We start from the raw sequence: 22,456 nt of genomic DNA, 5'->3' as shown, positions 1-22,456 counted from the left end.
TGCCGTCTGATCTCCCCCCTTCCGGGGGAGATGGCCGGCAGGCCAGAGGGGGGTGGGCGGGAATGCAACCTTCGGCTTGCGCCTCGCCGCTAAGGCTCCGCGTCGAACACCGGCGTGAAGGCGCGGATGGTGCAGGGCGTCGGGTTGACGTGGCGGATCCTCACCCTTCCCTGCCCTTCCCAGCTGTCGTCGATCGGCACCTCGACATTGCCGGTGAACAGCGTTGCGCCGCCATCCGGTGCGACGATCGAGGGAATGCGCACCGGCTCCCAGCGGCCGCGCATGAGGGACTGCACTTCGAGCCCCGTGGTGTCGGTCTCGAGCAGCGACAGGATCGCTTTCGCCACCCTCTTGCGGCGGCCGATGATGGAGCCGTCGCGGCCGCCGACATCGAGCTCCAGCGTGTCGGCGCCCGCCGCATAGGGCAGGCCGAGCTGCCATTTGGCGGATGCGGCCGACCCGGGCGGCAAGGTCACGGTGCCGCCGCTGCTGACGGTCAGGCCGCGATAGACCTTTGCACCGGCCAGCACATCGACGGACTGGCCGGCGAGATGTAGCGCGCCGCCCACCGTGGTCACCGCCGCGCCGGAGTAGGTCAGGCCGCAATCGACCTCGAAGGCGTCGGCGATAGCGCCATACTCGAAGGGCGCGGTCTTGATCTCGATGAAGCGCCTGGTCGCGCCGCCAATGGTGCGCTTGACGACCAGCCAGAGATCGTCGTTGCCGTTCTGGCCGGGCGTCACCACGGCACTTTCGACAATCGCCCGTCCCAATCCGCCGAAGTCGCCGCCCAGGCGATGCCGGTGCATGCCTCGGACTTCCTGCGATGGCTGATGGGTATAACCGCCAAGCTCGCCATTGCCGAGCGGGAACCACAGCAGGGGATCAGGGTCGGTCTGGAAGGCCAGTTCGACCACGCCAAGTTTCGGGATATGCTCGGAGATCTGGCCGACATCGTCGGAGGTGAAACGGCTCTGCGCAGTCTGCGTCAGCTCGGCGATCGATTTGCGCGAGCGCGTGACATAGAGAAACGACTGGCCGGCATCGACCGGGCGGATGCGGGCGCAGCCGAAGGTGCGCGAACGCCGGTTCTTGAACGAGGTCGGCGTCAGCGCCTCGTCGATGCCCGAGCCCGACAGGGCCCGCACGCCGCCCGACGTGCCAATCAGCAGCGCGCCGTCGGATTCGGCGATCCAGACGATGTCGTTGGCCTGGCCGCCGCCGGCCTGCACGAACTCCAGCGCGTCGTCGTCCTTCTCGCCGAGCGCGAAATTGTCGAAATCGCCGGTGGCCGAGGCATAGACCGAAAATTTCCGGCTGAAGGCCAGGCGTTCCTCATAGAGCGAGCCCGACTGGACGTACTTGCCGGGAACGAAGGTGCCGAGCCGCCAGCGGGTGATCGGGCCGAGGTCAGGCAGAGCGAAGCCATAAAGCTGGATGGTGACCACGGTGGTGCTGGTGCGGGCGATGATCTTGGCCCAACGCCAGCGCCCGTCCGAGCCGAACAGGCGGACAGCGCGGCCGACATCGCTGGCCTGGAACCCGGTGCCGCCATTGATGCCGACGGTGGAGGAGGCCGTCAGGTTGAACGGCGTCTGGCTGGCGGCGGCGCGATTGAAGGTCAGTTCGGCGAAGTCGACATCGGTGGCGCCGTCGATCGCCTTCCAGGTGAAGCGATGGTATTCAAATCCGGTCTTGTTGACGAACTCGTAGAAGCGGGTTTCACCGGCGTTCCAGGCGATCTCGCTGGTTCGGGTGTCGAGCGCCACCCATGTCGTGCCGTTGTTCGACCCTTCGAGCACCCAGTTCGTCGGCGTCCTGTCCTGGGTGCCGCCCGAGCGTGCGGTCAGCGTGTAGTTTTCGACGATGACCTGCGCGCCGCCGGCCGTGCGGTAGGTGACGGAACCGGTATCACCGACAGTGCCGACGTGGCTGACGCTGTCCTTGTCGAACACTTTCCACGCGTCCACGGACCCGCTAAAGCCCGACACCGTGCCGCTTGGCGCGGCGTTGGATGTCATCGGCGGCGTCAGCGAACCGTAGTCGGACGGGACCAGCGCCGTCGCCGTGGCATTGATCGGGTCATAGGGACCGTCGAGGAACTGGTACTCGCTCATTCCGGCAACCCTTCCGGGCGCCGGTACTCGACCTTTTCGGACGAGGTGACCGGACGCATCGCCTCGGGCAGCCGGGCATGAAACCGGTCCCAGTCTTCCCGTGATGCGTCGGGCTGGGGAATGCGCAGGCTCTCACCCTGCTGGCGCTCCAGCTCCGCATAGGATGTGAAAACCCGATCGAGGCTTTCAGGCTTGGTCCAGCCCTTGGTTTCAGCGAGCTTGCGGTTGCCTTCGGAAAGACCGTCAAACCAACTTTGGGCGACAGGCGCGGCGGACCCGTTGTCCGCACCTGCCGGTGACCGTGCCGGGTTGCCCGCCGGCCGCGCACGCGCCGCCACGGACCCGGCGTCTGCCAGATCTGTCATGTGATGTTCCTTTGTGAGGGGTTAGAAAAGAGCCGGCGGCAAAGCTGCCAATCTCCCTCCACGAAGGGGGAGATCGGCCGTCATCGCCGCTTATGTCAATCGCCCATGTTTGGCTCAGGGCGTGTCGAGATTCCGGTCAGGCCGAGCCGAAAATGGTGGGCTTCGAGAACCGGAGCCGAGCGTACGTTTGGGTACGTGAGCACCGGAAGCGCAGAAGACCGCCGTTTGTAGGCCGGCCTCACCGGAATATCGGCATGCCCTAGGCGTTATCCCCCCAGTTCTCCCACAGCACCGTAATCGTGCCGGTCACCGCGATCGTCCCGTCGGTGTCGATATCGGTGCCGGTGGGCAAGGCGAGGTTGAGATAGAGATCGACCGGCGTGGTGGTGCCATCCAGCGTCGCGGCGGCGGCGATGTCGGCGGTCGAGGCGGTGGAGAGTGCCGCACCGGCGCCGTCGAGCGTGCGAGCGGTGGCGGCGAGCACGTTGACCATGGTCGAGGCCAGCGTCGCGCTCGATGCCGCCGACGAGCCGAGCGACCAGGTGAGTGCCGCATTGTCATTGATGGTCGCCGCGCGGGGGCTGAGTACGGCGAACTGCAATCTTGCCGTGCCGCCCTTGATGCGCACCTTGCCGTCGGTGAAGTCGAAGATCTTCTGGCTGGCATAGGCCAGCGCGTCGGTGACCGGCACCGGCATGGCACTGAACGAAAAGACGGTGCGGAAGGCGCCGCCCTGCCCGGATGTGACGGCTTTCAGGCCGGCTTTCGGCGGGGCAAGGCCGGCGTCGCGGGCGGCGGCGCGGACAAGCGTGCGGGGAAGACCTCGGGTCATTGGTATGTCTCCATTGTTTGAGTGACGAGTGGTGCGCGCAGCGCATGGGAAGCCAATTGCTTGGCTTTCCAAACGACGAACGCCCGGAGCGATAGCGAAGGGACCGGCGCAGCCAGGCCGAACCGGGAAAGGCTGAATCATTCTGACAAGGATCGGCGCTACCGCCTTGTTCGCATGAGGTGTTTTCGGGCCTCGATCCATCAACGCCCGAGAAACCCTGTCTTATATCGTGAGGCCTGGTGCCCCCGTTCCGCCGCAATGCGGCGGCACGTGGCGAGCGATAGGGATTTCAGGCATTCAAGGGAGACTTCATATGAACTTTCACAAAGCCATCGCCGCCGTGCTGATGACTGCAGCACTTGCAGGCTGCGCACAGACCGAAGGCCAGCAGAGAGCCGGAACCGGCGCGCTGATCGGCGGCGCCGGCGGCGCCCTCGTCGGCCAGGCCATTGGCGGCAACACCAAGAGCACGGTCATCGGCGCGGCCAGCGGCGCCCTGCTCGGCGCGGTTGTCGGCTCGGCCACCACCCCGCAACCGCAACGGCGCGGCGAACAGATGTGCCGCTACCAGGACCGCGACGGCCGCATCTACACAGCCCCTTGCGACGACCGGTATTATAACGGCGATTATTGATCGTTAGCCCCTTCTCCCCGTTCAACGGGGAGAAGGTCCCGGCAGGGGGATGAGGGGAAGCGCCATGTTGCGAAATGCTGGCGCCGCCCCTCACCTGCCTGCCGGCATCCTCTCCCCGTAAAACGGGGAGAGGGACGCAGCTTGAGCGTTCCTACCCCTCCTCCAACCTTGCCGCTTTCTCCAGCGCCAGCAGCTGCGCCTCGTCCAGCGTCAGAAATCCCATGATGTGCTGCACCACCTCGGCGCGTGCATTGCTGAGCGCGCTGTGCAGTTCGAAGCCGCTGGGTGTGCGGGTCCGCGCCATCCACTCGCCATAGGACGGGCGCCTGTAGTAGCCGACCGTCGCCGCGAGGTCGGCCAGCACCATCTCGCCGTCGGCGCCGGAAAACACCCGGAGATACGCCTTGGCCAGCGCCTCACGGGCCTTGGTTGGGCCGCCGGCCTGCGCGGAATGGGCGAAGCGTTTGTGGCTCATGCGCCGTCACCCGCCGCGCCCCGACCACCCGCCGCTCCCGATGTTCCCTGTACACCTTCACCAGCCGGCCCGGCCTGCCCCTGCAGCATGCCTTGCAACCCGTCGAACAGGCCGCTGTCGCGCGCCTGCACGGCCGCCGGCACGGCATCCTTGGCCGCCTTCCCGGCTGTGGCGATCGCCGCCATGCCGGCCTGGGCCTGGCTTGCCTTGGCGCGGGCATCGGCAGGCTGTCGACCTCTTGCCTGCGGCGGAAAATGCGCTGCGGGCTGCGGCCGGCGCCCTGCACGATCTTGATCGCCTCGTCGCTGTCGATGTTGTCCATCACGCCGGGATCGAACTGCGCCATCTGCATGGCCGTCGTCACCACCTGGATGGTGTCGCGCGCCTCGGCCGAGCGACGCAGCACGTCGAGCGGGCCGGTAAAGGTCGGCCGCACCGCCTTGCCGGCGAGGCTCGCCGGCGGCAGGAAGCGGCTGTCTTCGTCATAAAGCCCCTTGTCCTCGAGAATGCCGAGCTCGCGGTCGAGATTGGTGGCAAAGCCGGCCTGGATGATCGAGCCGGAGGGCCCGAGCAGCGCGCCCTTTTCTTCTTGCCTGATCAGCGCTTCGGTGGCCGTCATCTGCGGGTTCTGCACCAGTGTCTGGAACAGGTTGACGAACATCATGTCGCGGATCTCGTCGGCGCGGCTCTGCGCATAGTTGAAGGCATAGGTCGGGTTCTGCCCGGTCGAGATCGGCGCGATCAGCGGCCGGCCATTGTCGTCGATCAGGCCGGGATAGTTCTCGCCGGGATTGAGCACCGGCACATAGTCGAGCCGGGCTTTCGAGGCGGTGGCCGGATCGGTGATCTGCTGCAGCGCGCGCAAGCCCGACCGGCGCACGGCGTTTTCCTCACGCACGGTCGTCAGCGCCTCGATGGTCGGCGAGACGCCGTACGGATCGCCCTCGTAGCGGCGCCAGTTGAACGTCGACACCGGGAAGGTGCGGAAGCTGCTTTCCCGCACGATCTCCTCCTCGTCCTCGATGACATGGTAGGAGGCAAACGCCGTGTCGAGATACTGGGTGTGGCCGCCGAGCCGATACATCTTGCGCTCGTCGCGCGGCTGGATGCACTGGACCAGCGAGATCTTGGTCTCGCATTTGGCCGGATCGTCGACCAGCATTTTGATGCGCGCGGGCAGCTTTTCATAGCCGAGCAGCTGCGCCGCCTGCCGCGCAGTGCGCTCGTAGCGGCGGTGAAAGATGTCGACCTGGCCCCAGCGGTTGCGCGAGAGATAGCCCTCGACTACGGGGATCGAGGCATAGCGGATCAGCGTCGAGCCAAACCCTTCCTCCGCATAGAGATAGGCCGGGCCATAGCGCACGACATTGCGCAGGCAGGCCTGTGTCGCCGGCACGAAGTTCGAATTGGCCGAGTAGCGCAACGAGAACAGGAAATCGCGCAGGGATTCCGCCCATTCCTTTTCCTCGTCGGTCTCCTCGTCGTTCATTTCGGCGGTCGACAGGCCGTGCCATTTTTCCGACTGCGGAATGATCAGGCTTTCGAGGCCTGCAGCGAGCCGGTTGGCGGCCGAGTTGATGGTGTTGGCGTAGACCCGCGCGCCCCGCCGCTCCTGCCGCTCGGCCTGCGAATCCGCCCCACCGCCACGGCGGCCGCCCCATATGTCGGGCGCATCGGGATCGCAGAACTCAGCCACCTGCTCCCACACCGCCTCATACTGGCTGCGCTCGCTCTCGAGCTCGGACTGGCGGGACAGGATATCGCGGGCACGGGAATCGGTCATGGGATGTCTCACTTGTTTGGCGCAAAGGCCGAAGCTGCCAATCTCCCCCTCGTGGGGGAGATGTCCGGCAGGACAGAGGGGGGCGCTGTCCCGCCGACCTGCAATCATTTTGGTGTTTTGCTTTTAGGAAATCGCAAAGGCTGGCGTTCCTTCACACCCCCCCTCTGCCCTGCCGGGCATCTCCCCCTCGAGGGGGGGAGATTGGCAGCTTCGGCACCATGTCATTCTTTTGCGCGGTTCTCAGTCTAAGATTCTTCTCGCGGCGGGTTTTGGAGGAGGTCGATGTGACGACGACAAGCCTTGCCGGCACCCTGAAAAACCGCGGCAAACAGGTGGCCAAACGCCTGCTTGGCTATGATTCCCGCAACTGGCTGCGCATCCGCCAGATCGAGGCGTTCACCGTCTTCCTCGAAGCCGGAAACCGCAAAGCCGCCGACGTGATCGAGATCTCGCCCGGCTGGAACCGCACCTGGCGGGCGATGTGTCCCAACTACCGCTGCGTCGATTTCCCCGCCTTCGACATCTGCAAGGACCGCACCGACGAGCAATATTCGATCGTCATCGCCGACCAGGTGCTGGAACATGTGCGGCGGCCGCTGGCGGCGGTGCAGAACATCCACGCCATGACCCGGTCCGGAGGCTGGGCGATGGTGGCGACACCCTTCCTGTTCCGCGTCCACGCCAGGCCGCACGACTACAACCGGTGGACCCCCGCCGGCCTCAAGCAATTGATGGTCGAAGGAGGTTTTTCCGAAGCCAGCGTCAAGGTCCACGGCTGGGGCAACAAGGCCTGCGCCAGGGCCCACATCGGCGGCCCCGTCCGCGCCTACGGCCTGTGGCGCGATCTCAGCAACGACGAGGAATACCCGCTGATGGTCTGGGCCTTCGCGAAGAAGGGGTGAGTGGTGGAGCTTGAACACCCCCCTCTGTCCTGCCGGACATCTCCCCCTCAAGGGGGGAGATTGGATGTCACCTCGGCTTTCGCCAGTTTCCAACATTGGAGAAGAAGGCGTCGAGGCTGACAATGCCGATCTCCCCCCTTGAGGGGGAGATGGCCGGCAGGCCAGAGGGGGGCGCGAAGGATCGCCAGCACCTCTCACCCTCCCTCTTGTTGAGAAGGGGTGAAACGCGTCACCGCCGTCTCACCAACCGTGCATGCCGGCGCCAATACCACCACGCCAGCACGCGCTTCCTGAAACTGCGCTTCATCGCGGTCATGGTCTAAAGCCCCAGAAGCACGCGGCGCTGGCCGGTGAGGCTTGCCGGCGCGAGGTCGGTCTTGATGGTGCTCAGCGTTCCCTGGCGTTGTTCGAGCTCAGCCCTGAGCGCCGCCTCGCGCGCCTGCACGTCCTTGTCCTCGGCCGTCGGTGTCGGTGGCAGCGGCTTCAGTTCCGGTGGTTTTTGAAACAGGCACATGGTTCCAGCCTTCCCTTGTCCAGTCATAGAGGAAAAAATCTTCGCCGTTCCTGCCGTAACCCGGCAGCAGGCAGCGTTGCGTGGCCCCGAGCCGGCCAAGCCAGCGCAGCGCCAGTTCATTGGCAGCCAGCGCCCGCGCCTCGACCCGCCACGCACCACGCGCAGCCACCTGAGGCCCGAGCACGGTGTGAAAGAACACGGTGATCCCAGGCACGCAGCGCTTCATGCGGCGCGTGCCCCAGCTCCAGGCGATCCACAGCCCGCCGCGCTGTTCGGCGGCGCCAAAGCCGGCCTCCGGATTGCCGTCGAGCTCGGCGACATAGGCGAACCCCTGCAACGCCGTCAGCGCCAGCAATGCCGGCGACCACTGGTCAATCTGGCAGTCGATCTCGGCGCGGTCTTCCGCGCGCAGGTTGGCGGCGATGTAGGAGAGATCGCGCAGCGTGGCGGGGATGATGCGGAGGGTCATGGGCAGGCCAGAGCGATGGGGTGCGCTTCCCGCTTTCGGGCGGAGTCTCGAAGGCCCGCGCACTTGACCGGCCCCGTCGCCAGTGACCTACTTCGGGCATCGAACACGCAGGCTACCGACGACTGGAGGAGACGGGCGAATGGACATTCGATCGACGCTGACGGAGCTATGCGAGGCCTTCAACGCGCACGATCTCGATCGCATCATGGCGTTCTTTGCCGAGGATTGCGTCCTGGAGATGCCGCGGGGGAGCATGCCTTGGGGCACGCGTTGCGAGGGCAAGCGCAACGTACGAGACGCGCTGGCGACACGCTTCGAAGGCTTGCCCGATGTCCATTACGGCAACGGCCAACATTTTGCAGATGCGGCCGCCGATACCGGCATCTCGAAATGGACCCTCACAGGCACCACCCGCGAGGGTGTGAGAAAGGAAGTCCAAGGTTGCGACTTCTATACGTTTCGTGATGGCAAGGTGATCCGCAAGGATTCCTACTGGAAGATCGTGGAGTGACCCACGGGATCAATTCGAGACATCGCAGCTATTCGAAGCGGCGAGAATGATACGGACGGCATGGCGGCCGAAGCCTCGCCACTTCGTCATCCCAGGGCGAAGCAGGAGCGAAGCGACGTCGCGGAGACCCTGGGATCCATGCCGTGACCTCCGCCAACGCATGCAGCGGCGCAGAATTTCTGTGCCGTCGCGACGCTTGGAAGTCGCGGCATGGATCCTCGGGTCAAGCCGATGACGAAGCACGTGGCACTTCGCCCTCACCTAAATTCCCCCAGCGGATCACTCTGCCTCGCCTGTCGCCGCGAGCTCCTGAACTCCGACGGATCGACCACCGCCTCCCGCAGCATCATCACGCCATAACGGGTCGCCGCCATCAGATCGTCGCGCAGTTTTACAACCTGGCCGTCCCTGCGATGATAAAGCCGAAATTCCTCGAACCAGGGCGCAAGCGTCGAGAACACCTTGAAGCGGCCGGATTGCATGCGGTCGAGCATCTCCATCAGCCCGGCCTCGACCGAGACAGAACCGTCGGGGAATTGCGCGTGGCGGGTCAGCATGTTCAGCCCGTGCGCGGCATATTGCCGGGCAAGCGCTACGCCCGCCCCTTCCAGCGTTTCGCGGCGGCCATCGCGCGGCCACGCAAAGGGCAGCCAGTCGCCCCATGGTTTCAGGGTCAGCGTCTGCATCGCGGGAGTCTGCTGCGAAGCGCGGCAGGCTTTCGCGACATAGACGACGTCGGCCTCGGTATCCCAGGCAAGTTCGACCGCGGCCGACGGATGGTCCCAGCCGAAATCCAGCGCCCCGATGCGCGGCCAGTAGCGCGGCAGCCGGAACGGCGCGCAGGCGATCATTTCCTCAGCCACCGGAAAGATGCGGCCGGAGCCCAGCACCGGAATGCCGCGAGCACGCGCCTCCCGCTCATGCGCCGGATAGGCGGCAACGATCGCCGCGCGCTCTTGGGCTGAATAATGCTCGGCATCGTCGATGGTCATGAAGGTGACGTGGCGGCTCATGGCGAACTCCTGAATCACCTTGCGAGACGAAGGGGGTATCGCGTTGTTAAGGCGCGATTTTCGGGCTAGGCGCGGCGGTTCTCTCCTTCTCCCCTTGTGGGAGAAGGTGGATCGGCGCGCAGCGCCGAGACGGTTGAGGGGTGCTGGAAGAAATGCCTTCACTGCCCAGCTGGAACACCCCTCATCCGACCGAGCTTCGCTCGGCCACCTTCTCCCACAGGGGGAGAAGGGAAGTCCTGCGTCCTCACCCCTTCCCCATTCCCTCAACCTCTTCCGCCGACAAAAAAAACAGCACCACATCCGACATGCCGAGCAGCGGGGTGAAGGTGACGATGGTGATGCCGCCGGTGGCGTTGGTGCGGGTCAGGCCTTCGGAATAGATGTCGAGCGGCGGTTCCTCGTCGAACCAGACGCCGTGCAGCGTCTCGCCCTGCCATTTCTCGCGGCCCTTTTCGAAGCTCTTGAACGACAGCACCGATTCATCGGCCTGCACGTCACCGCCGCCGCCCCAGCGCACCACGACGCTGTCGAGCGCGCCCGGCGCGCCGCGTCCCATGATGGTGTGCACAATAGCGTCGGCAGGGATCATGCCGGTGCCCCAGGCCGTCTGCTGCTGCGGCGGGCCGACTAGCACGCGCTGCGGGTTGTCGCGCGTACCCTCGCCGGTCACGCCAGCCGCCCACAGCCGGACCGCGCCGGCAAAGACCTTGCCTTGCCACCACGAGGGGTAGCGCCCAGTCAGATGCATGGCCCATTCGGCGCCGCCGGCCCTGGTCTTGCCAAGCTGGTTGCCGGCCATGAACAGCCGTTCGCGGTTCTGCGCGCCCGCGGCATGGAACTCGGCTTGCCTGGCATAGGGCCGGTAGGCGGCAAGCTGGTTAGTGCGGCGCCTGCGGTCCAGTTCCGCCAGCAGCGCCAGATATTCCGTCTTCGCCGCCGAGGTCTTCGAGGAACGGCTTGAGGGCGGCTTCGAGGCCCCGGATACGGCTGCGGATCTCGTCATCGCTTAAGCCGTCCAGTTGGTTGATGGAAACATGCAAATCCTTGGGCAGCACCGAAAGCACGATCTTCAGATATTGGTCGGGCTTGTCGGCACGCACCTCGGCAATGACCCCGGCGCCATGCGTCCGGAAATCGGCGCGCACGGCCGCCAGGAAATCATCCCCCAGCGTCCTTTTCCCGCGCTTCGGCCGGCGCCTGGCAGCGGGCTTGGTGGCTGGCGTCGCGGTCCGGCGCTTCGGCGCCCGGCGAGCCGGCGGCGGCTTGTCAGCCATGCTCGCCCCCTGTGGTCTTTGCAGCGGCCGTCCTGGATTTCGCCACCGTGGATTTTGATCGAGCGGTTCTTTTTACCCTCGATTTCGCCACTTTGGATTTTGATCGGGCGAGGCGCTTGCGCGGCTTGCCGGCTGCCCGAGCCGGCTTGGCCGGACCAGCCTCCGTCTCTGTCGCGCCGGCTGGTGTTGCCGCTTTGGAGCTCGCCACGCCGGAACCCGCCGCACCAGAGTGGCCGGCAAGGCGCAGCCGCTTCATCAGCCGTGCCGCCCCGATCGCCAGGTCGCTGCCACCCAGCGATCCCAGGCCAAAGCCGAAGCCGCCGGCCGCATCGACCGGACCGCCGCGCACCATGCCAATCAGCACGCCGGGCGCGACCTGTTCGATGAGCCCGAGACGCGGCTGCGGCGCCGCCCCCTCGAACGCGCCAATGGCGCTGACGACCTCGCGGCCGTCATCGTCGGTGATGATGGTGGCGTAGCGGCGCATGGGAGTTCTCGTGGATATTGCGAAGGGTCGTCGGGCAAAGGATGGCGTTCCGTCACGCCCCCCTCTGTCCTGCCAACGTTCAAGTGGTTTTCAAGGGCGCATCGATAGACAGACGCCAGAAACAAAAAACCCGCCTCGGCGGCGGGTCGTTGGCGCAAATCAGCACCATGGACAAATATGTAGCATAGCTGCCCTCACCCAGTCAACGATTTTCTGAGAAAAAATTCCTATAAGCCCTTTTTCGACGCCCGCCAACCAAGCTCCCGCGCATCGCTGAAGGGCAGCCGAAAAACAAAAAACCCACCGGCGCGGCGGGTCTGGAGGTCGTTGGCGCAAATCAACACCATACCCAAATCAATAGCATGCCCTCACCGGACAACCCGATCGGCATGCGAGCGGGCGGCAAGGCCAGACTTTCGTGTCGACTTTTCATAAGCCGACATCTGTGAGACCGTTAGCTGAAGCTCATGGAATGATTCGCGTCGTACGGCCTTGTAGGAGAGGGCGATGGACAGACCAACCATGGCATCCGTCTTCAGGGTGCGGCATGCGCCGGCCACGGTTTCGGGTGTGCGAAGCACCGGTCAGGGACAGGCGGACCCGATCATCCGCGTGCGCTCGCTCGGCGAGGCGATCCGCTTCGTCGCCCACGCCTACCCCCAATACGACATCAGTGCCGTCGCCATCGCCGCGGCAGATCCCTCGATCCCCCGCCTCGGGGGTCTGGACGTGAAAGCGCTGTGGCGCGAATATGGCGAGCGCCTGACGCAGGAATAGGCATTTCCAGGCAGCCAGCTCTGTGATCTTTTGCGACCTCGACTACGCCCTGCCCTCACCGCCGGAGCGGAAACGCCGCTGGCGCGTTTTCGATCATAGCCACGGGAGCAATCGCCATGAACGTCGCCAATCTGCAACTCGAAGGCCTGCTGATGGCCGTCGCGTCGATCAACCACCTCCTGGTCCAAAAGGGGGTGCTGACGGCGGAGGAAATAGACCTGGCCTTGCGCAAGGCCGAGGCCGGCGAAATCAGCCAGGAGCGGTCCGAAGGCATGTCCGCGTCAAGCCGCGACGCCGTCAGCTTTCCGATACGGCTGCTGGAACTGGCCAATCAATGCCAGCCGGAGGCGGACATGCCCTCCTTTTCAAAGCTCGCCCGCATGGTCGGCCAGATCAAGGAGCCCTACAACGACCAGATATGAAGGACGCCAACGCGGGGGCTTGCCGCTGCGGGATGGTCGCGCGCCTGGGCCTGGCTCCCGGCAAGGCGTAGCGGAGACCACGGGAATGCCTGAACGCGCTCTCTGACCCCTGGTCGCCCTTCGTCATTGTCGTCGTATTGCGCTCAGCCGAGTTCTTGGGCGAGTCCGATGAGCAGCCCTTCAGGCCCGCGGATGTAGCAGAGCCGATACACGTCCTTGTACTGGACCACTTCGCCGACGAGCTGCGCGCCGCGATTGCGGAGCCTTTCAAGCGTCTCGTCGATGTCGTCCACGGTGAACATGACGCGGAGGTAGCCCAGAGCGTTGACCGGGGCGTTGCGGTGATCCGCGACGACAGGTGGCGCGAGGAAGCGGGATAGCTCGAGCCGGCCGTGGCCATCCGGTGTGCGCATCATGGCAATCTCGACGCGCTGATCGCCCAGTCCAGTGACACGTCCGGCCCATTCTCCTTCGATCGTGGCCCGCCCTTCGAGCTCGAGGCCGAGCTCGCGAAAGAAATCAATCGTCTGACCGAGGTCATCGACGACGATCCCTACATTGTCCATCCGTTTGAGCGCCATGTGTCCATCTCCAAGGGTTTCGTCCAGGCCGTAAACTCATAAACTGCTTGCCAGGTGAGCAAATGGTTGATCCGGGGCTAGCGACGGGCTCCTGCGCCTACGCCCGGCCCGGCCATCCTGGATTCAGCGAGAGCACCCTGCCCGGGCCATGCACCGCCGCGAACAGCAGTCCGGCCATGAACGAAAAATGGTCGATGAAGAAGCCGAACTCGGCCTGGTTGCCGGCCCAGTGGCTGGGTCCGTGGAAGGAAAAGCCGAGGAACAGCACATAGGCGGCGGCGACCAGGGCCGCCGGCGTGAAGAAGGCGCCGGTCAGCAAGCACAGCACGAGCGCGGCTTCCAGCAGCGCCGCGCACCAGGCCAGGAACAGCGGAAACGGAAAGCCGGCGGCAGCGATATAGCCGGCGGTGTCGCCCATACCCATGAACTTGAAGGTCACGGCCATCAGGAAGACGCCGGCGAAGATCAGGCGGGCGATGAGAAGTGCCGCGGTCTGCCACGGTGCCTGAATGCTTTGCGACTGAGTGGTTTGCGACTGAATGATTTGCGACGACATGGTCTTTTCTCCAGGATTGCAATGGGCTCCGGCCCAAGGACGGGCGACCGGCGCCAAATCCGACACATCAGCCAGATTTTTTGTGGGAATCCCCGATGCAGGCGCCGTGCCCCGGCGCCAAGACACCTCTAACCCGTTGAATCCACTGTTGCGGCAAAACCGATTTCACTTTGCCGGCTGATGTTATGATGGCGCCGCACTCAAACGGGGAACAGGACATGGCCAAGGCATTGACCATCGCTGCGCCGCAACATCCGGTGACGAGCGCCGCCTATGAACAGGAATGCAGGGAGATGCTCGTCCCGCATCTCGACGCGCTGCTCAACAAGGTCGAGGCCGCCGGCTGGGAGCGCGGACAGGCCGCGTCGGCGCTGATGTATCTCGCCGCCAAGCGCCTCACGCCCGCCTGATGCCATAGCGGCAAGGCCGGCGGCACGGCGATATTGTCGTGGCCTTGGAACTCGCGACGGCCGATCTGTGTTATGTCCTGTTGATCGTGGAATCGGGCGCCGACGGCTGCGCGTTTCCACGGCAACAGAAAGCGAGGCCTGAAATGGCTGACGACAAGTCGAAGACGAAGCAGGACCGCAAGCTGGTTTCGAGCGAGGAGCCTTACGAGGTCGCCGCCTTTGCCCGGAAATACGGCATTCCGCCAAGCGAGGCGCAAACCATCATCAAGCGCTATGGGCCGTCGCGCAAGAAGCTCGACGCCCATATGGCGGCCCGCGGCTAGGTCCAATGGGATCGGGATGGGGCTTTGTCCTGGACGAAACATCTGGGGACGATCTCCTGTCCCGCCCGGCCCCGCAGCAGACTGACAAGATGGAGGTCGCATCATGTCCGACACCATACGCAGGACCGGCAGTTGCCTGTGCGGCGGCGTGCAGTTCGAGGTCCACGGCGCGCCGCTCAGAATCGGGCTCTGCCATTGCAAGGACTGCCGCAAGGCCAGCGGCTCGGTCTATTCGGCCTATGCCATCTGGCCGCGCGAGGCCTTCGAGACGACGGGCATCGTCAGTTCCTATGGCACGCGAAGCTTTTGCCCGACTTGCGGCGGTCGTGTTGCCTGGGTCGACGACAACGAGGCCGAGGTGATGATCGGCAGCCTCGACATCGCGCCGACCGATCTCATGCCCGAATACGAGTTGTGGACCAGCCGGCGCGAGACATGGCTGCATGCCTTGCCCGGCACCGAGCAGTTCGAGCATGACCGGCCAACGGCGAACGCCGCTGAATTGCCGCCGCCGAGGCCCTTGTCGGACGCCGTTGCGGGCGACTGAAATTTTGATCTCGAAGGCAGGGAACCCTGCCCTGTTGCCGACGTTAACCGGCGCCTCGTTTTGTGCATGTCGTCCCGAAACCTCCGCGCACTTTCGGACGGCATGCACCAGTCAAGGAGACGACCGTTGAACGACAAGATGTTTCCCCATCCGATCAGACTGAAATTTAGCCCCGGGCGCGAGCGCGTGGTGCGCAGTGCCTGGGAAAGCCTCGAATGCCTCGGCGACTGGCCGGCGGGCCAGGGCCGGCGCTACCGGGCGGCATTGCGCAGCTGCCGCGATGCACTGGATGGCTGGACGCCGCCGGAAAAGGCGATGCGGGCAATGGTCGACGCCGCGCGCGAAGCAAAACTCCTCCATTAGCGGGAAAACAGGAATGGCCGAGCCGATGCTGTCGACACCGATGCGGATCAGGCCGCATGGCTCGGACACGATCCGCGACATCACCACGCTGAAGGATGCCAGCGAAATCCTGATCGACTGGCCGCAGGCCGAGCGCGGCCCGTTCTATCAGGCCGCGCGCGAGCAGGTCGAAGCGGCGCTGGAAAACAAGGCGGGTGCCGCCCAGGCGCAGGAAGCTTTCGTTGCCCTGTGCAACCAGGCCGGCGTGCTGGTTCGCTAATCCTTTCGGCTGCCGTGCCTCCTACTGTGCCGGCGGCTGGGCCGGCACTTCGCCCGGCTTGATGACCGGTGTCTTGCCTTCATCGGGGGCCGGCGTGGCCATCCCCTGATCGCCGGTGGCCGGCGGTTTCAGCACCCCGCCGCAGTCATTGAGCGTGTCCGTCAGATTGTCGCTGCCAGGCTGCTGTTTTGCGCCTTGTTCGGTCTGGACCCGGCATTTGTCGGTCTGCGACCCAGGGTCCTGCTGCTGGCCCGTTTGCGCCGCTGCCGACAGCGCCAGCAGGGTGAATGGCACGATGGCGAGGATTCTCATCTCGGCCTCCTTGTTCCCGTCACGGCCGCTCGCGGCGACCCTTCCCTTCACGGGGACAACGCCTGTCGATGGAAAAGGTTGGCCGTCGGCGAAGCCGGGTTGAGTTCAAGCCGATGCAGCGCCCCAAAGGTTAGGTGAACCGACCGGGCCGGACCCTCACAGGTCGAAAGACGACTCCGCGGCAGCCATTTCGGCGCCGAGCTGCGGAACGACGATCGATTCCACCGGCGCCGTCAGCGACCAGCTGACACGACCCGGGTTGCGCTCCAGGACCGCCGAGCCGTTCAGCGATTGCGGCGCGACCCGCTGCAGGACGACCGTGCCAAAGCCCTTGCGCGTGGCTTCGTCTTGCCGTCCCCCTGGCCGGTCGCCTTCAGGCACCGGCATCGTTTCGTCCCAGACGAGATGGATTTCCCGCTTGCCCGAAGCACCGGCGGCGATCTGCCAGGTGATCTCGAGCCTCCCGGCATCGACCGCCAGCGCGCCATATTTGGAAGAGTTGGTGCCAAGCTCGTGAAATGCCATGCCGAGATTTTGCACGGCGTTCGGCTGCAAGGTCAGCAGCGGTCCCGACAGCGATACCTGTGCCTCGTGGCCGAACGGCTTGAGCTGCTCTTGGATGAGGTCGAAGAGGCTGGCACCCGCCCATTCCGAGTTGACCAGCAGGTCGTGCGACCGCGATAGCGCCATGATGCGGGAGCGGATGAGCTCTTCGAATTCGCGCGGATCGGTCGAGCGCTTGCTTGTCTCCCTGACCATCGAGAGGATCACCGCGAACTGGTTCTTGACGCGATGGTTCACCTCCCGCAACAACAGCCTGATCCGGCGCTCGCTCTCCTTGGTCGCGGTGATGTCGCGGGCGATCTTCGAGGCGCCGACGATCTCGCCCGTTGCGTTTCTGATCGGCGAGACGGTCAGCGATACGGCAATGAACCCGCCATCCTTGCGTCGCCGGATCGTCTCGTAGCTGGCGACGAGTTGACCATTGCGAACCCGGCTGATGATATCGACCTCTTCATCCCTGAGGTGATCGGGAATGAGCATCAGCACCGATTTGCCGACAGCCTCCTCGGCGGTGTAACCGAACATGCGCTGCGCCGCCCCGTTCCAGCTGGTGATGATGCTGTTCAAATCCTTGCTGATGATGGCGTCGAACGATGAATCGACGATAGCCGCCAGCCGTGCGTCGGCGGGAGGGTCGAGCGGACCATCGATGCTTGCCAAATCTGTCATTGCCCACCTTCCCCCGTCACGTCGCTCTCACGGCGTGACAACGTTCCACCCCATGCCCAGCAATGCATGGTGGCGCGTTTGGTTGCAATCGACGGGCGACATTCATTGGCCGGCGGCGACAGCCACCGAAGGGCGCGGACCAAAAGCTTCGCAATCAGTTCGGTTCGGGGGCGACGTCGTCCGGGGCGTCAAGCGGAGGATCGGCGTCGGGATACCGTTGCGGACAATCCTCGTAGCGGTGGTCGCGGCCGCCGCAGAAGGAACAACACATGGCTTCGCGATCCTCGTCTCCAGGTGGCCATTGCGGGGTCTCGTAGGGTTTCCTGCCGTCCATCCCCAGCAATGCGCGACGCGGCATTTGGTTGCGCCGCAAAAAACGGCCAACTGGCTGTTGCGGAACCGCTGGAAGGGATGCGAGTTTCGGGTGACACGTTTGCTTGGTACGTGAAACGCTGAGGTACGCCATGCTCATCCGCCGAATTGCTTTGACGACAGCGGCCATGCTGCTTGCCGCAACCAGCCTCGCCGAGGCCCGGCCCGACACCCGCACGATGGGCTGCCAGGAGCTTCAGCAGCTGATCCAGAGCCGCCGCGCCGTGGTGCTGACCACCGGCCCCAACACCTATGACCGCTATGTCAGGCAATTCGGCATCGAATGCGACTGGCCGGAGGTGCCGACGTCGGCCTATGTCCCGACCCGTGACGGCAGCTGCCCGGTCTACCGCTGCGACCAGGCGATCGGCGATCTCCCAGATTGACGGCGACGGCTTGCCGCCAATTGCCGATCGCCAGTTACTCGATTAAAATAGGATCGCGCTGTTGCGGAACCGCTGGCGGGATGCGAGTTTTGCGTGACACGTTTGCTTGGTACGTGAACCGCTGAGGTAACCACCATGCCCATCCATCGAACTGCCCTGACGACTGTAGCGATGCTGCTTGCCGCGACCGGTCTCACCGAGGCCCGGCCCGACACCCGCACAATGAGCTGCCAACAGCTCCAACAACTGATCCAGAGCCGCCGCGCCGTGGTGCTGACCACCGGCCCCAACACCTATGACCGCTATGTCAGGCAGTTCGGCAACGAATGCGACTGGCCCGACGCTCCGACGTCGGCCTATGTCCCGACCCGTGACGGTCGCTGCCCGGTCCACAGGTGCGCCGAGCCGGTTGGCCGTCTCCCGTGACGGCGACGGCTTTGCCGACCGCCAGTGGCCGATCACAAGAGGATCGCGTTGATCCCGGCGCGCGAACCGGCTAGGGGTGTCGGCGCAGGTTGCATTTTCCCGCTTCGTCTAATGGTAGGACAGCGCCCTTTGAAGGCGTGAATCGTGGTTCGAGCCCATGAGCGGGAACCAAGATTGAGTTGGGACGTCGTTTTGCGTCACCTTTTCGCGAGCTTTCGGTAGTCCGGCCTTGGCGGCCTTGATGGGCTGAGTAAGTTCGGCCAACAGCGGATTCATCCCTTCCTGGGGTAGGAGCATCTTCTGCTTGGTCTGGCATCTGGATTAGGCCCTATCCACCAGTCGCTCCTTGGTGCGTGGACGGGCTGCCCTTTCACGGCGGTAACAGGGGTTCGATTCCCGTTGGGCGTACCAGACTTTCAATAACTTGAGGTCAATCCGCAATCTGCGGTCCCGATAAGAGACCCGAAAAGCAACCGCAGAATCCATTTTCTGAATGTTACGCAAACGACGGTCTTCGGATCGGTTCCTCTCGTTTTGCGCTAAACGCTGACGTGGCGCGTCCTTGCGGCCACCACGTGCGTAAGCGCCAGCGCCTCCAGCCAGCAAGGGCAACGCCGACAATGTAGCCCGGCAGCAGCCGGCGACTGGAAGGGTGCGCTTCGTGGTCCATTAAGCAAGCCCGATGAATCTAAGCGCCGATAGTCGTGGTTTCAGCGCTTTCGTGCTTAGCTACCAAGTTACATTTCGGGAGATGGCCAGCATGCTCGCGATGGTGCAAACGCTGTCCGAAACCAATCTGTTCTTGCTTGCCTTTTCGGCGTTGATCTTCGACATACCGCGCTACACCTTGTCGCTGGTGTCATTGGTTCTGTTCGGAACATGGCGGAAGTCGCAGTACGGCCCAGTGCGTTCCGACCATCCTTCGGTGAGCGTGATAGTGCCGACGTTCAACGGCGGGGCTGGACTGCATCCGACAATCGCCTCGTTGCATCGCCAGACCCAACGGCCGGTCCAAATCATCATCGTCGACGACGGTTCGACAGACGATACGCGCGCGACCGCGGAGCAGGCGCGCGCTCTCGGCCTTGTCGACATGGTGATTTGCCATGGTACTCGCTGCGGACGAAGCGCGGCAATCAACGCCGCGGCCAGGTTCGCAAGCGCCGACCTACTCATGACCGTTGATGCGGACACGATATTCGAATCCACCGCGGTCGAGCGGCTCGCCTCGGTGTTCAGCGATCCGCGGGTGGGTGGCGCGAGCTGCAACATTGGGATTGTCAACGAGAGCGAATCGCTTTGGACCGGCCTTCAAAGCATCGAGTACCTGATGTCGATTAGCGCTGGGCGGTCCGTGCTCGACATCGTCGGCGCCATCGCGTGCCTTTCGGGCGCCTGCTCGACCTATCGGCGCGAGGTATTCCTGCGGCAGGGCGGGCTCGACGTCGGACCTGGTGAGGATCTGGAGTTCACGCTGCGGCTGCGACGACTGGGTTATGTGGTTCGCTTCGTCCCCAACGCCTGGGCCGGAACGCTCGGTCCGGTCAGTGGCGTCAGCCTGTTGCGCCAACACGCCCGATGGGATCGTGATGCGCTGCGTGTCCGTCTGATGATGTATGGCGAGCTAGGCTTGTTCCAAGGCCGCGAGCGCCTGAGGGACTCGTTGCAACGGCTGGACTTCATCATATTCGACCTCGTCCCGACCCTGAGCCTTCCGTTCTATCTGGCCTATGTGGTGCTGCTGTTCGGCAGCCAAGCGTTTACGTTCCTCGTCGCAATCTATGTCCTGCTGCTCTGGTTATCATTTTTCAACATGGCGCTCGCCTTGGTCATGTTTAACCGATCGGCCAGTTTTTTTGGGTTGGGCTTGGCGCTGATCTTTCCATTCTACCAAGGTGTCTACCTGAAATGCGCCCGCTTCTTCTCCTACTCGTCGGAGATCATCTTTGCCACATCGCGGCATGACGACTTTGTTCCACCGCGCGTCCGTCGTGCGCTGTTCGGAGGCCCCGTTTGAAGGAGGGTGTCATGAACATAACGGTCAACCGCCTCGATCCCAATGTGCCTGACCCAATCGAGAGCCGCCGGCGCGCGGCCGGGCGCCTTGTGCGGTTCGCATATGGCGCTACCGTATTTGGCGTCCTTGCGTTCTTCGTCATCTATTTCGGCGCGCCCTTAGTGTTGCTGAGCGGCCCCGGCACCGTAACAGCTCCCCGCTATGTGGTCTCGCTGCCCCATATCGTACAGATCAAGACCATGAACGTGGTGCCCGGCGCTACGGTCAAGGCCGGTCAAGTGATAGGTACGGTCAACTCGCCACAGGTCGACAGCGTCATCGCAACCTACATGAACGCTCTGGCGGACATCGCGGTTCGCCGGGCCGAGCTACGGGTCAAACTCCGGGTGGCACAGGAATCGCTGGCGTCCTCGCGCTCCTATCTACGACTCACCGAGGAAACCATCGCACACATCGAGGAGATGTCGTCCGCCAGCCTCAGTTATCGCGTCGACATGTACCGCGAGCGAGCGCAGGCCCTCAGGACCGTGGTTTCGCAAGAAGCGGAAATCGCCGAGGCCACTGTTCAGCTTACCGACCTAGACAAATTCAATCAGAAGATTCGCGGTCACATGGATGCCATCGAGGGCAGTTTCGCAGGCGGCGAAGTCCTGGCGCCGGTTGCGGGGGTGGTATCAACCAATGTCGCGTATGCCGGCCAGTCCCTGGTGGCGGGCGCGCCGATCGCCGAGATCCTCGATCCGACGGACATCTTCGTCGACTGGTACGTTCCCAACGAGCGTCTGGCCAATCCCACGATAGACGATCAGGTCCAGGTGTTGTTCGGCAACCGTCGAATTCCTGGGACGATAATCGACATTCTGCCGGTCTCGGATATTTACGCTGGCCGGCAGCCGCAGTTCGGCGGCGACCGACAGGCTACCCAGATTGCGCGAGTCCGCTTCAACAACGGCGTGACCCCGCCGCCGCTCAGCTCAACGGTTTACGTTCACATGTATTACACCCACTTCACCGCCCGAATCGCTAAGTGGTTGATCCAGCTGCTGCGACTCGACTGAACGGCAACACCTGATGCAAATTGAAGCTGACCAGTCGCAGTGCCCCGCTTGTGGCGGCGCCCTCAAGCTGTTCCCGGTGTTCCATCATATGATGTGCGCGTATGTTGGCCCGGAATACGATTTTGTGCCATCAGCCGGTGGCTACGGCTGCCCAAAATGCCGACGCCTCATCCTATCGGGCGATTATGCCTGCGAGATTGTCGGAACAAGCGCGCTATGCAGCCGGTGCCACAAAGAGATGGTCGTGTCTTCGGCGGGCAAGGCTCCGCTGTGACGCATGAGGCCCCTCCGAATCTGCAAGAGCCTTAAGTATCGCATCCGCATAGGCATACCCTCGCCGAACATCGGGGGACTGGGGAAGCCCAGGCTGACGCGATAGCGGTGGATCATCGGTCCTGTTGTGAAAGCCATTGTGATCGACCTGTTGGTGGTCCTCGGTTGACGGCAAGGCCCTAACCTACGCGGTCACACCATGCGAGAACGGACCGTCTTACCCTACCTGAAGGCGGGGCGGACTTTCGAGCCCGTCTCTGGCCGGCGCCTGTTACCCCAAAGCCCCCCGCCCAATAGGCGTCGGCCAACTTCCATCAGAGATGATCCTAGCTGCTCTCGAAAGTCGGTTTCCAGTCGCGGTTCCGTGCCTGCTGCTGGCCGGCGTAGTCGCGAATGCACGTGAAGAACACCGGGCTGCGGCCGCGACCCTCTGCCTTGCAATCCGAGCAGCCAAAGCGCCCGACCAGATCCCAATGCATTGACCCATGATCAGGCCCGAGCCTGTCGATCAGCAACTGGATATCGAGCTTTGTCGACTTGCAGCACATCGGGTGACCGCAATTGACGTACATCGTTTCGCGAGCGGCCAGAGTGTCGGCGAGCGACGCACCGCTAGCGGAAAAGGCCCGCCACCGGATAACGATGGCGGGAGCTTGTGTGGCTGCTCGGGGAGTGACTGCCGAGCAGAATCAGAACTTCCACTTTCTGCAACGGGTTCCAGCCTCGCGCACAAAAAAGCCCGCCACCACGAGGCAGCGGGCCAGG

27 protein-coding genes, 1 tRNA gene and 1 pseudogene are annotated in these 22,456 nt (G+C 64.0%); 15 read left to right on the top strand and 14 right to left on the bottom strand.

Annotated elements, in window-relative coordinates; all coding sequences use genetic code 11:
* Positions 1-89: 89 nt before the first annotated feature.
* From AC1D2G_RS08540 to AC1D2G_RS08530, 3 genes are all read right to left on the bottom strand, one after another.
* A complete protein-coding gene (locus tag AC1D2G_RS08540; RefSeq protein ID WP_477413259.1) occupies positions 90-2,117 on the bottom strand; it encodes a phage tail protein in 2,028 nt (675 codons plus the stop codon).
* Entirely contained in the window at positions 2,114-2,482 is a 369-nt protein-coding gene (locus AC1D2G_RS08535; RefSeq protein WP_477413257.1) for a hypothetical protein, read from the bottom strand. Before AC1D2G_RS08535 ends, AC1D2G_RS08540 begins: the two co-directional genes overlap by 4 nt.
* A 259-nt stretch (positions 2,483-2,741) precedes the next feature.
* Positions 2,742-3,314: a hypothetical protein gene (locus AC1D2G_RS08530; protein ID WP_477413255.1), complete on the bottom strand. Its 573-nt coding sequence runs from the start codon at positions 3,312-3,314 to the stop codon at positions 2,742-2,744.
* 313 nt (positions 3,315-3,627) lie between these two features.
* Between AC1D2G_RS08530 and AC1D2G_RS08525 the strand changes: the two genes are divergently transcribed.
* On the top strand, positions 3,628-3,948 hold the full coding sequence (locus AC1D2G_RS08525; protein ID WP_095091384.1) for a YMGG-like glycine zipper-containing protein: 321 nt from the start codon (positions 3,628-3,630) through the stop codon (positions 3,946-3,948).
* Between the two features lie 151 nt (positions 3,949-4,099).
* Here the strand turns inward: AC1D2G_RS08525 and AC1D2G_RS08520 are convergent, their stop codons facing one another.
* Positions 4,100-4,423, bottom strand: coding sequence for a Bbp19 family protein (locus tag AC1D2G_RS08520; protein WP_477413253.1), 324 nt, complete (start codon positions 4,421-4,423; stop codon positions 4,100-4,102).
* Positions 4,365-6,206 carry a portal protein gene (locus AC1D2G_RS08515; protein ID WP_477413252.1) on the bottom strand — a complete coding sequence of 614 codons (1,842 nt, stop codon included), beginning with the start codon at positions 6,204-6,206 and terminating at the stop codon, positions 4,365-4,367. Before AC1D2G_RS08515 ends, AC1D2G_RS08520 begins: the two co-directional genes overlap by 59 nt.
* 284 nt (positions 6,207-6,490) lie before the next feature.
* Here AC1D2G_RS08515 and AC1D2G_RS08510 point away from each other — a divergent pair, with 284 nt between their 5' ends.
* Positions 6,491-7,108 carry a class I SAM-dependent methyltransferase gene (locus AC1D2G_RS08510; protein ID WP_457152171.1) on the top strand — a complete coding sequence of 206 codons (618 nt, stop codon included), beginning with the start codon at positions 6,491-6,493 and terminating at the stop codon, positions 7,106-7,108.
* Positions 7,109-7,521: 413 nt separating this feature from the next.
* Here AC1D2G_RS08510 and AC1D2G_RS08505 read toward each other — a convergent pair whose 3' ends face one another.
* Entirely contained in the window at positions 7,522-8,091 is a 570-nt protein-coding gene (locus AC1D2G_RS08505) for a hypothetical protein (protein WP_457153825.1), read from the bottom strand.
* A 139-nt stretch (positions 8,092-8,230) separates the two neighbouring features.
* Between AC1D2G_RS08505 and AC1D2G_RS08500 the strand changes: the two genes are divergently transcribed.
* Positions 8,231-8,602, top strand: a complete 372-nt coding sequence (locus AC1D2G_RS08500; protein WP_457153824.1) for a nuclear transport factor 2 family protein — start codon at positions 8,231-8,233, stop codon at positions 8,600-8,602.
* Between the two features lie 257 nt (positions 8,603-8,859).
* On the opposite strand, the pseudogene AC1D2G_RS08495 reads toward AC1D2G_RS08500, so the two are convergent.
* The 4 genes and pseudogenes from AC1D2G_RS08495 to AC1D2G_RS08480 form a co-directional block, all read right to left on the bottom strand.
* Positions 8,860-9,636, bottom strand: a pseudogene (locus AC1D2G_RS08495) (phage terminase large subunit family protein); the annotation flags it as partial.
* Between the two features lie 223 nt (positions 9,637-9,859).
* Positions 9,860-10,516, bottom strand: coding sequence for a terminase large subunit domain-containing protein (locus AC1D2G_RS08490; RefSeq protein WP_457153826.1), 657 nt, complete (start codon positions 10,514-10,516; stop codon positions 9,860-9,862).
* Positions 10,494-10,889, bottom strand: coding sequence for a hypothetical protein (locus AC1D2G_RS08485; RefSeq protein WP_477398294.1), 396 nt, complete (start codon positions 10,887-10,889; stop codon positions 10,494-10,496). Before AC1D2G_RS08485 ends, AC1D2G_RS08490 begins: the two co-directional genes overlap by 23 nt.
* The gene (locus tag AC1D2G_RS08480) at positions 10,882-11,376 is read right to left on the bottom strand and encodes a hypothetical protein (protein ID WP_477413251.1); all 495 of its coding nucleotides are present in this window, start codon (positions 11,374-11,376) and stop codon (positions 10,882-10,884) included. The genes AC1D2G_RS08485 and AC1D2G_RS08480 overlap by 8 nt, the downstream gene beginning before the upstream one ends.
* 507 nt (positions 11,377-11,883) lie before the next feature.
* On the opposite strand from AC1D2G_RS08480, the gene AC1D2G_RS08475 reads away from it, so the two are divergent.
* Positions 11,884-12,153, top strand: coding sequence for a hypothetical protein (locus tag AC1D2G_RS08475; protein ID WP_457153820.1), 270 nt, complete (start codon positions 11,884-11,886; stop codon positions 12,151-12,153).
* Positions 12,154-12,269: 116 nt separating this feature from the next.
* Positions 12,270-12,575, top strand: a complete 306-nt coding sequence (locus tag AC1D2G_RS08470) for a hypothetical protein (protein ID WP_457153819.1) — start codon at positions 12,270-12,272, stop codon at positions 12,573-12,575.
* 143 nt (positions 12,576-12,718) lie between these two features.
* Here the strand turns inward: AC1D2G_RS08470 and AC1D2G_RS08465 are convergent, their stop codons facing one another.
* On the bottom strand, positions 12,719-13,156 hold the full coding sequence (locus AC1D2G_RS08465; RefSeq protein ID WP_457153818.1) for a VOC family protein: 438 nt from the start codon (positions 13,154-13,156) through the stop codon (positions 12,719-12,721).
* 97 nt (positions 13,157-13,253) lie between these two features.
* Complete coding sequence (locus AC1D2G_RS08460) at positions 13,254-13,712, bottom strand: DoxX family protein (protein ID WP_457152621.1); 459 nt, start codon at positions 13,710-13,712, stop codon at positions 13,254-13,256.
* 218 nt (positions 13,713-13,930) lie between these two features.
* On the opposite strand from AC1D2G_RS08460, the gene AC1D2G_RS08455 reads away from it, so the two are divergent.
* The 5 genes from AC1D2G_RS08455 (at position 13,931) to AC1D2G_RS08435 (ending at position 15,614) form a co-directional block, all read left to right on the top strand.
* Positions 13,931-14,122 (top strand): hypothetical protein, encoded by a 192-nt coding sequence (locus AC1D2G_RS08455; RefSeq protein ID WP_095091787.1) that lies wholly within the window; start codon positions 13,931-13,933, stop codon positions 14,120-14,122.
* 38 nt (positions 14,123-14,160) lie between these two features.
* Positions 14,161-14,445: a DUF3606 domain-containing protein gene (locus tag AC1D2G_RS08450; protein ID WP_245331371.1), complete on the top strand. Its 285-nt coding sequence runs from the start codon at positions 14,161-14,163 to the stop codon at positions 14,443-14,445.
* Positions 14,446-14,548: 103 nt separating this feature from the next.
* On the top strand, positions 14,549-14,992 hold the full coding sequence (locus tag AC1D2G_RS08445; protein WP_095091373.1) for a GFA family protein: 444 nt from the start codon (positions 14,549-14,551) through the stop codon (positions 14,990-14,992).
* A 126-nt stretch (positions 14,993-15,118) separates the two neighbouring features.
* Positions 15,119-15,355 carry a DUF982 domain-containing protein gene (locus AC1D2G_RS08440; protein WP_095091372.1) on the top strand — a complete coding sequence of 79 codons (237 nt, stop codon included), beginning with the start codon at positions 15,119-15,121 and terminating at the stop codon, positions 15,353-15,355.
* A 13-nt stretch (positions 15,356-15,368) separates the two neighbouring features.
* On the top strand, positions 15,369-15,614 hold the full coding sequence (locus AC1D2G_RS08435; protein WP_095091371.1) for a DUF982 domain-containing protein: 246 nt from the start codon (positions 15,369-15,371) through the stop codon (positions 15,612-15,614).
* A 21-nt stretch (positions 15,615-15,635) separates the two neighbouring features.
* On the opposite strand, the gene AC1D2G_RS08430 is transcribed toward AC1D2G_RS08435, so the two are convergent.
* Positions 15,636-15,926, bottom strand: a complete 291-nt coding sequence (locus AC1D2G_RS08430; RefSeq protein WP_477226868.1) for a hypothetical protein — start codon at positions 15,924-15,926, stop codon at positions 15,636-15,638.
* 156 nt (positions 15,927-16,082) lie between these two features.
* Complete coding sequence (locus AC1D2G_RS08425; protein WP_477226867.1) at positions 16,083-17,159, bottom strand: sensor histidine kinase; 1,077 nt, start codon at positions 17,157-17,159, stop codon at positions 16,083-16,085.
* Between the two features lie 464 nt (positions 17,160-17,623).
* Here AC1D2G_RS08425 and AC1D2G_RS08420 point away from each other — a divergent pair, with 464 nt between their 5' ends.
* The 5 genes from AC1D2G_RS08420 (at position 17,624) to AC1D2G_RS08400 (ending at position 21,418) form a co-directional block, all read left to right on the top strand.
* On the top strand, positions 17,624-17,917 hold the full coding sequence (locus AC1D2G_RS08420; protein WP_477226866.1) for a hypothetical protein: 294 nt from the start codon (positions 17,624-17,626) through the stop codon (positions 17,915-17,917).
* 135 nt (positions 17,918-18,052) lie between these two features.
* A complete protein-coding gene (locus AC1D2G_RS08415; protein ID WP_457152616.1) occupies positions 18,053-18,343 on the top strand; it encodes a hypothetical protein in 291 nt (96 codons plus the stop codon).
* Positions 18,344-18,440: 97 nt separating this feature from the next.
* Positions 18,441-18,514, top strand: a tRNA-Gln gene (locus AC1D2G_RS08410).
* A 589-nt stretch (positions 18,515-19,103) separates the two neighbouring features.
* Positions 19,104-20,360, top strand: a complete 1,257-nt coding sequence (locus AC1D2G_RS08405) for a glycosyltransferase family 2 protein (protein ID WP_477413250.1) — start codon at positions 19,104-19,106, stop codon at positions 20,358-20,360.
* A gap of 11 nt (positions 20,361-20,371) precedes the next feature.
* Positions 20,372-21,418, top strand: coding sequence for an HlyD family secretion protein (locus tag AC1D2G_RS08400; protein ID WP_477398252.1), 1,047 nt, complete (start codon positions 20,372-20,374; stop codon positions 21,416-21,418).
* Positions 21,419-22,456: the final 1,038 nt, after the last annotated feature.

The sequence above is a fragment of the Mesorhizobium sp. P2_C7 genome, assembly GCF_056404515.1.
This window is presented reverse-complemented; position numbering and strand designations above follow the sequence as displayed.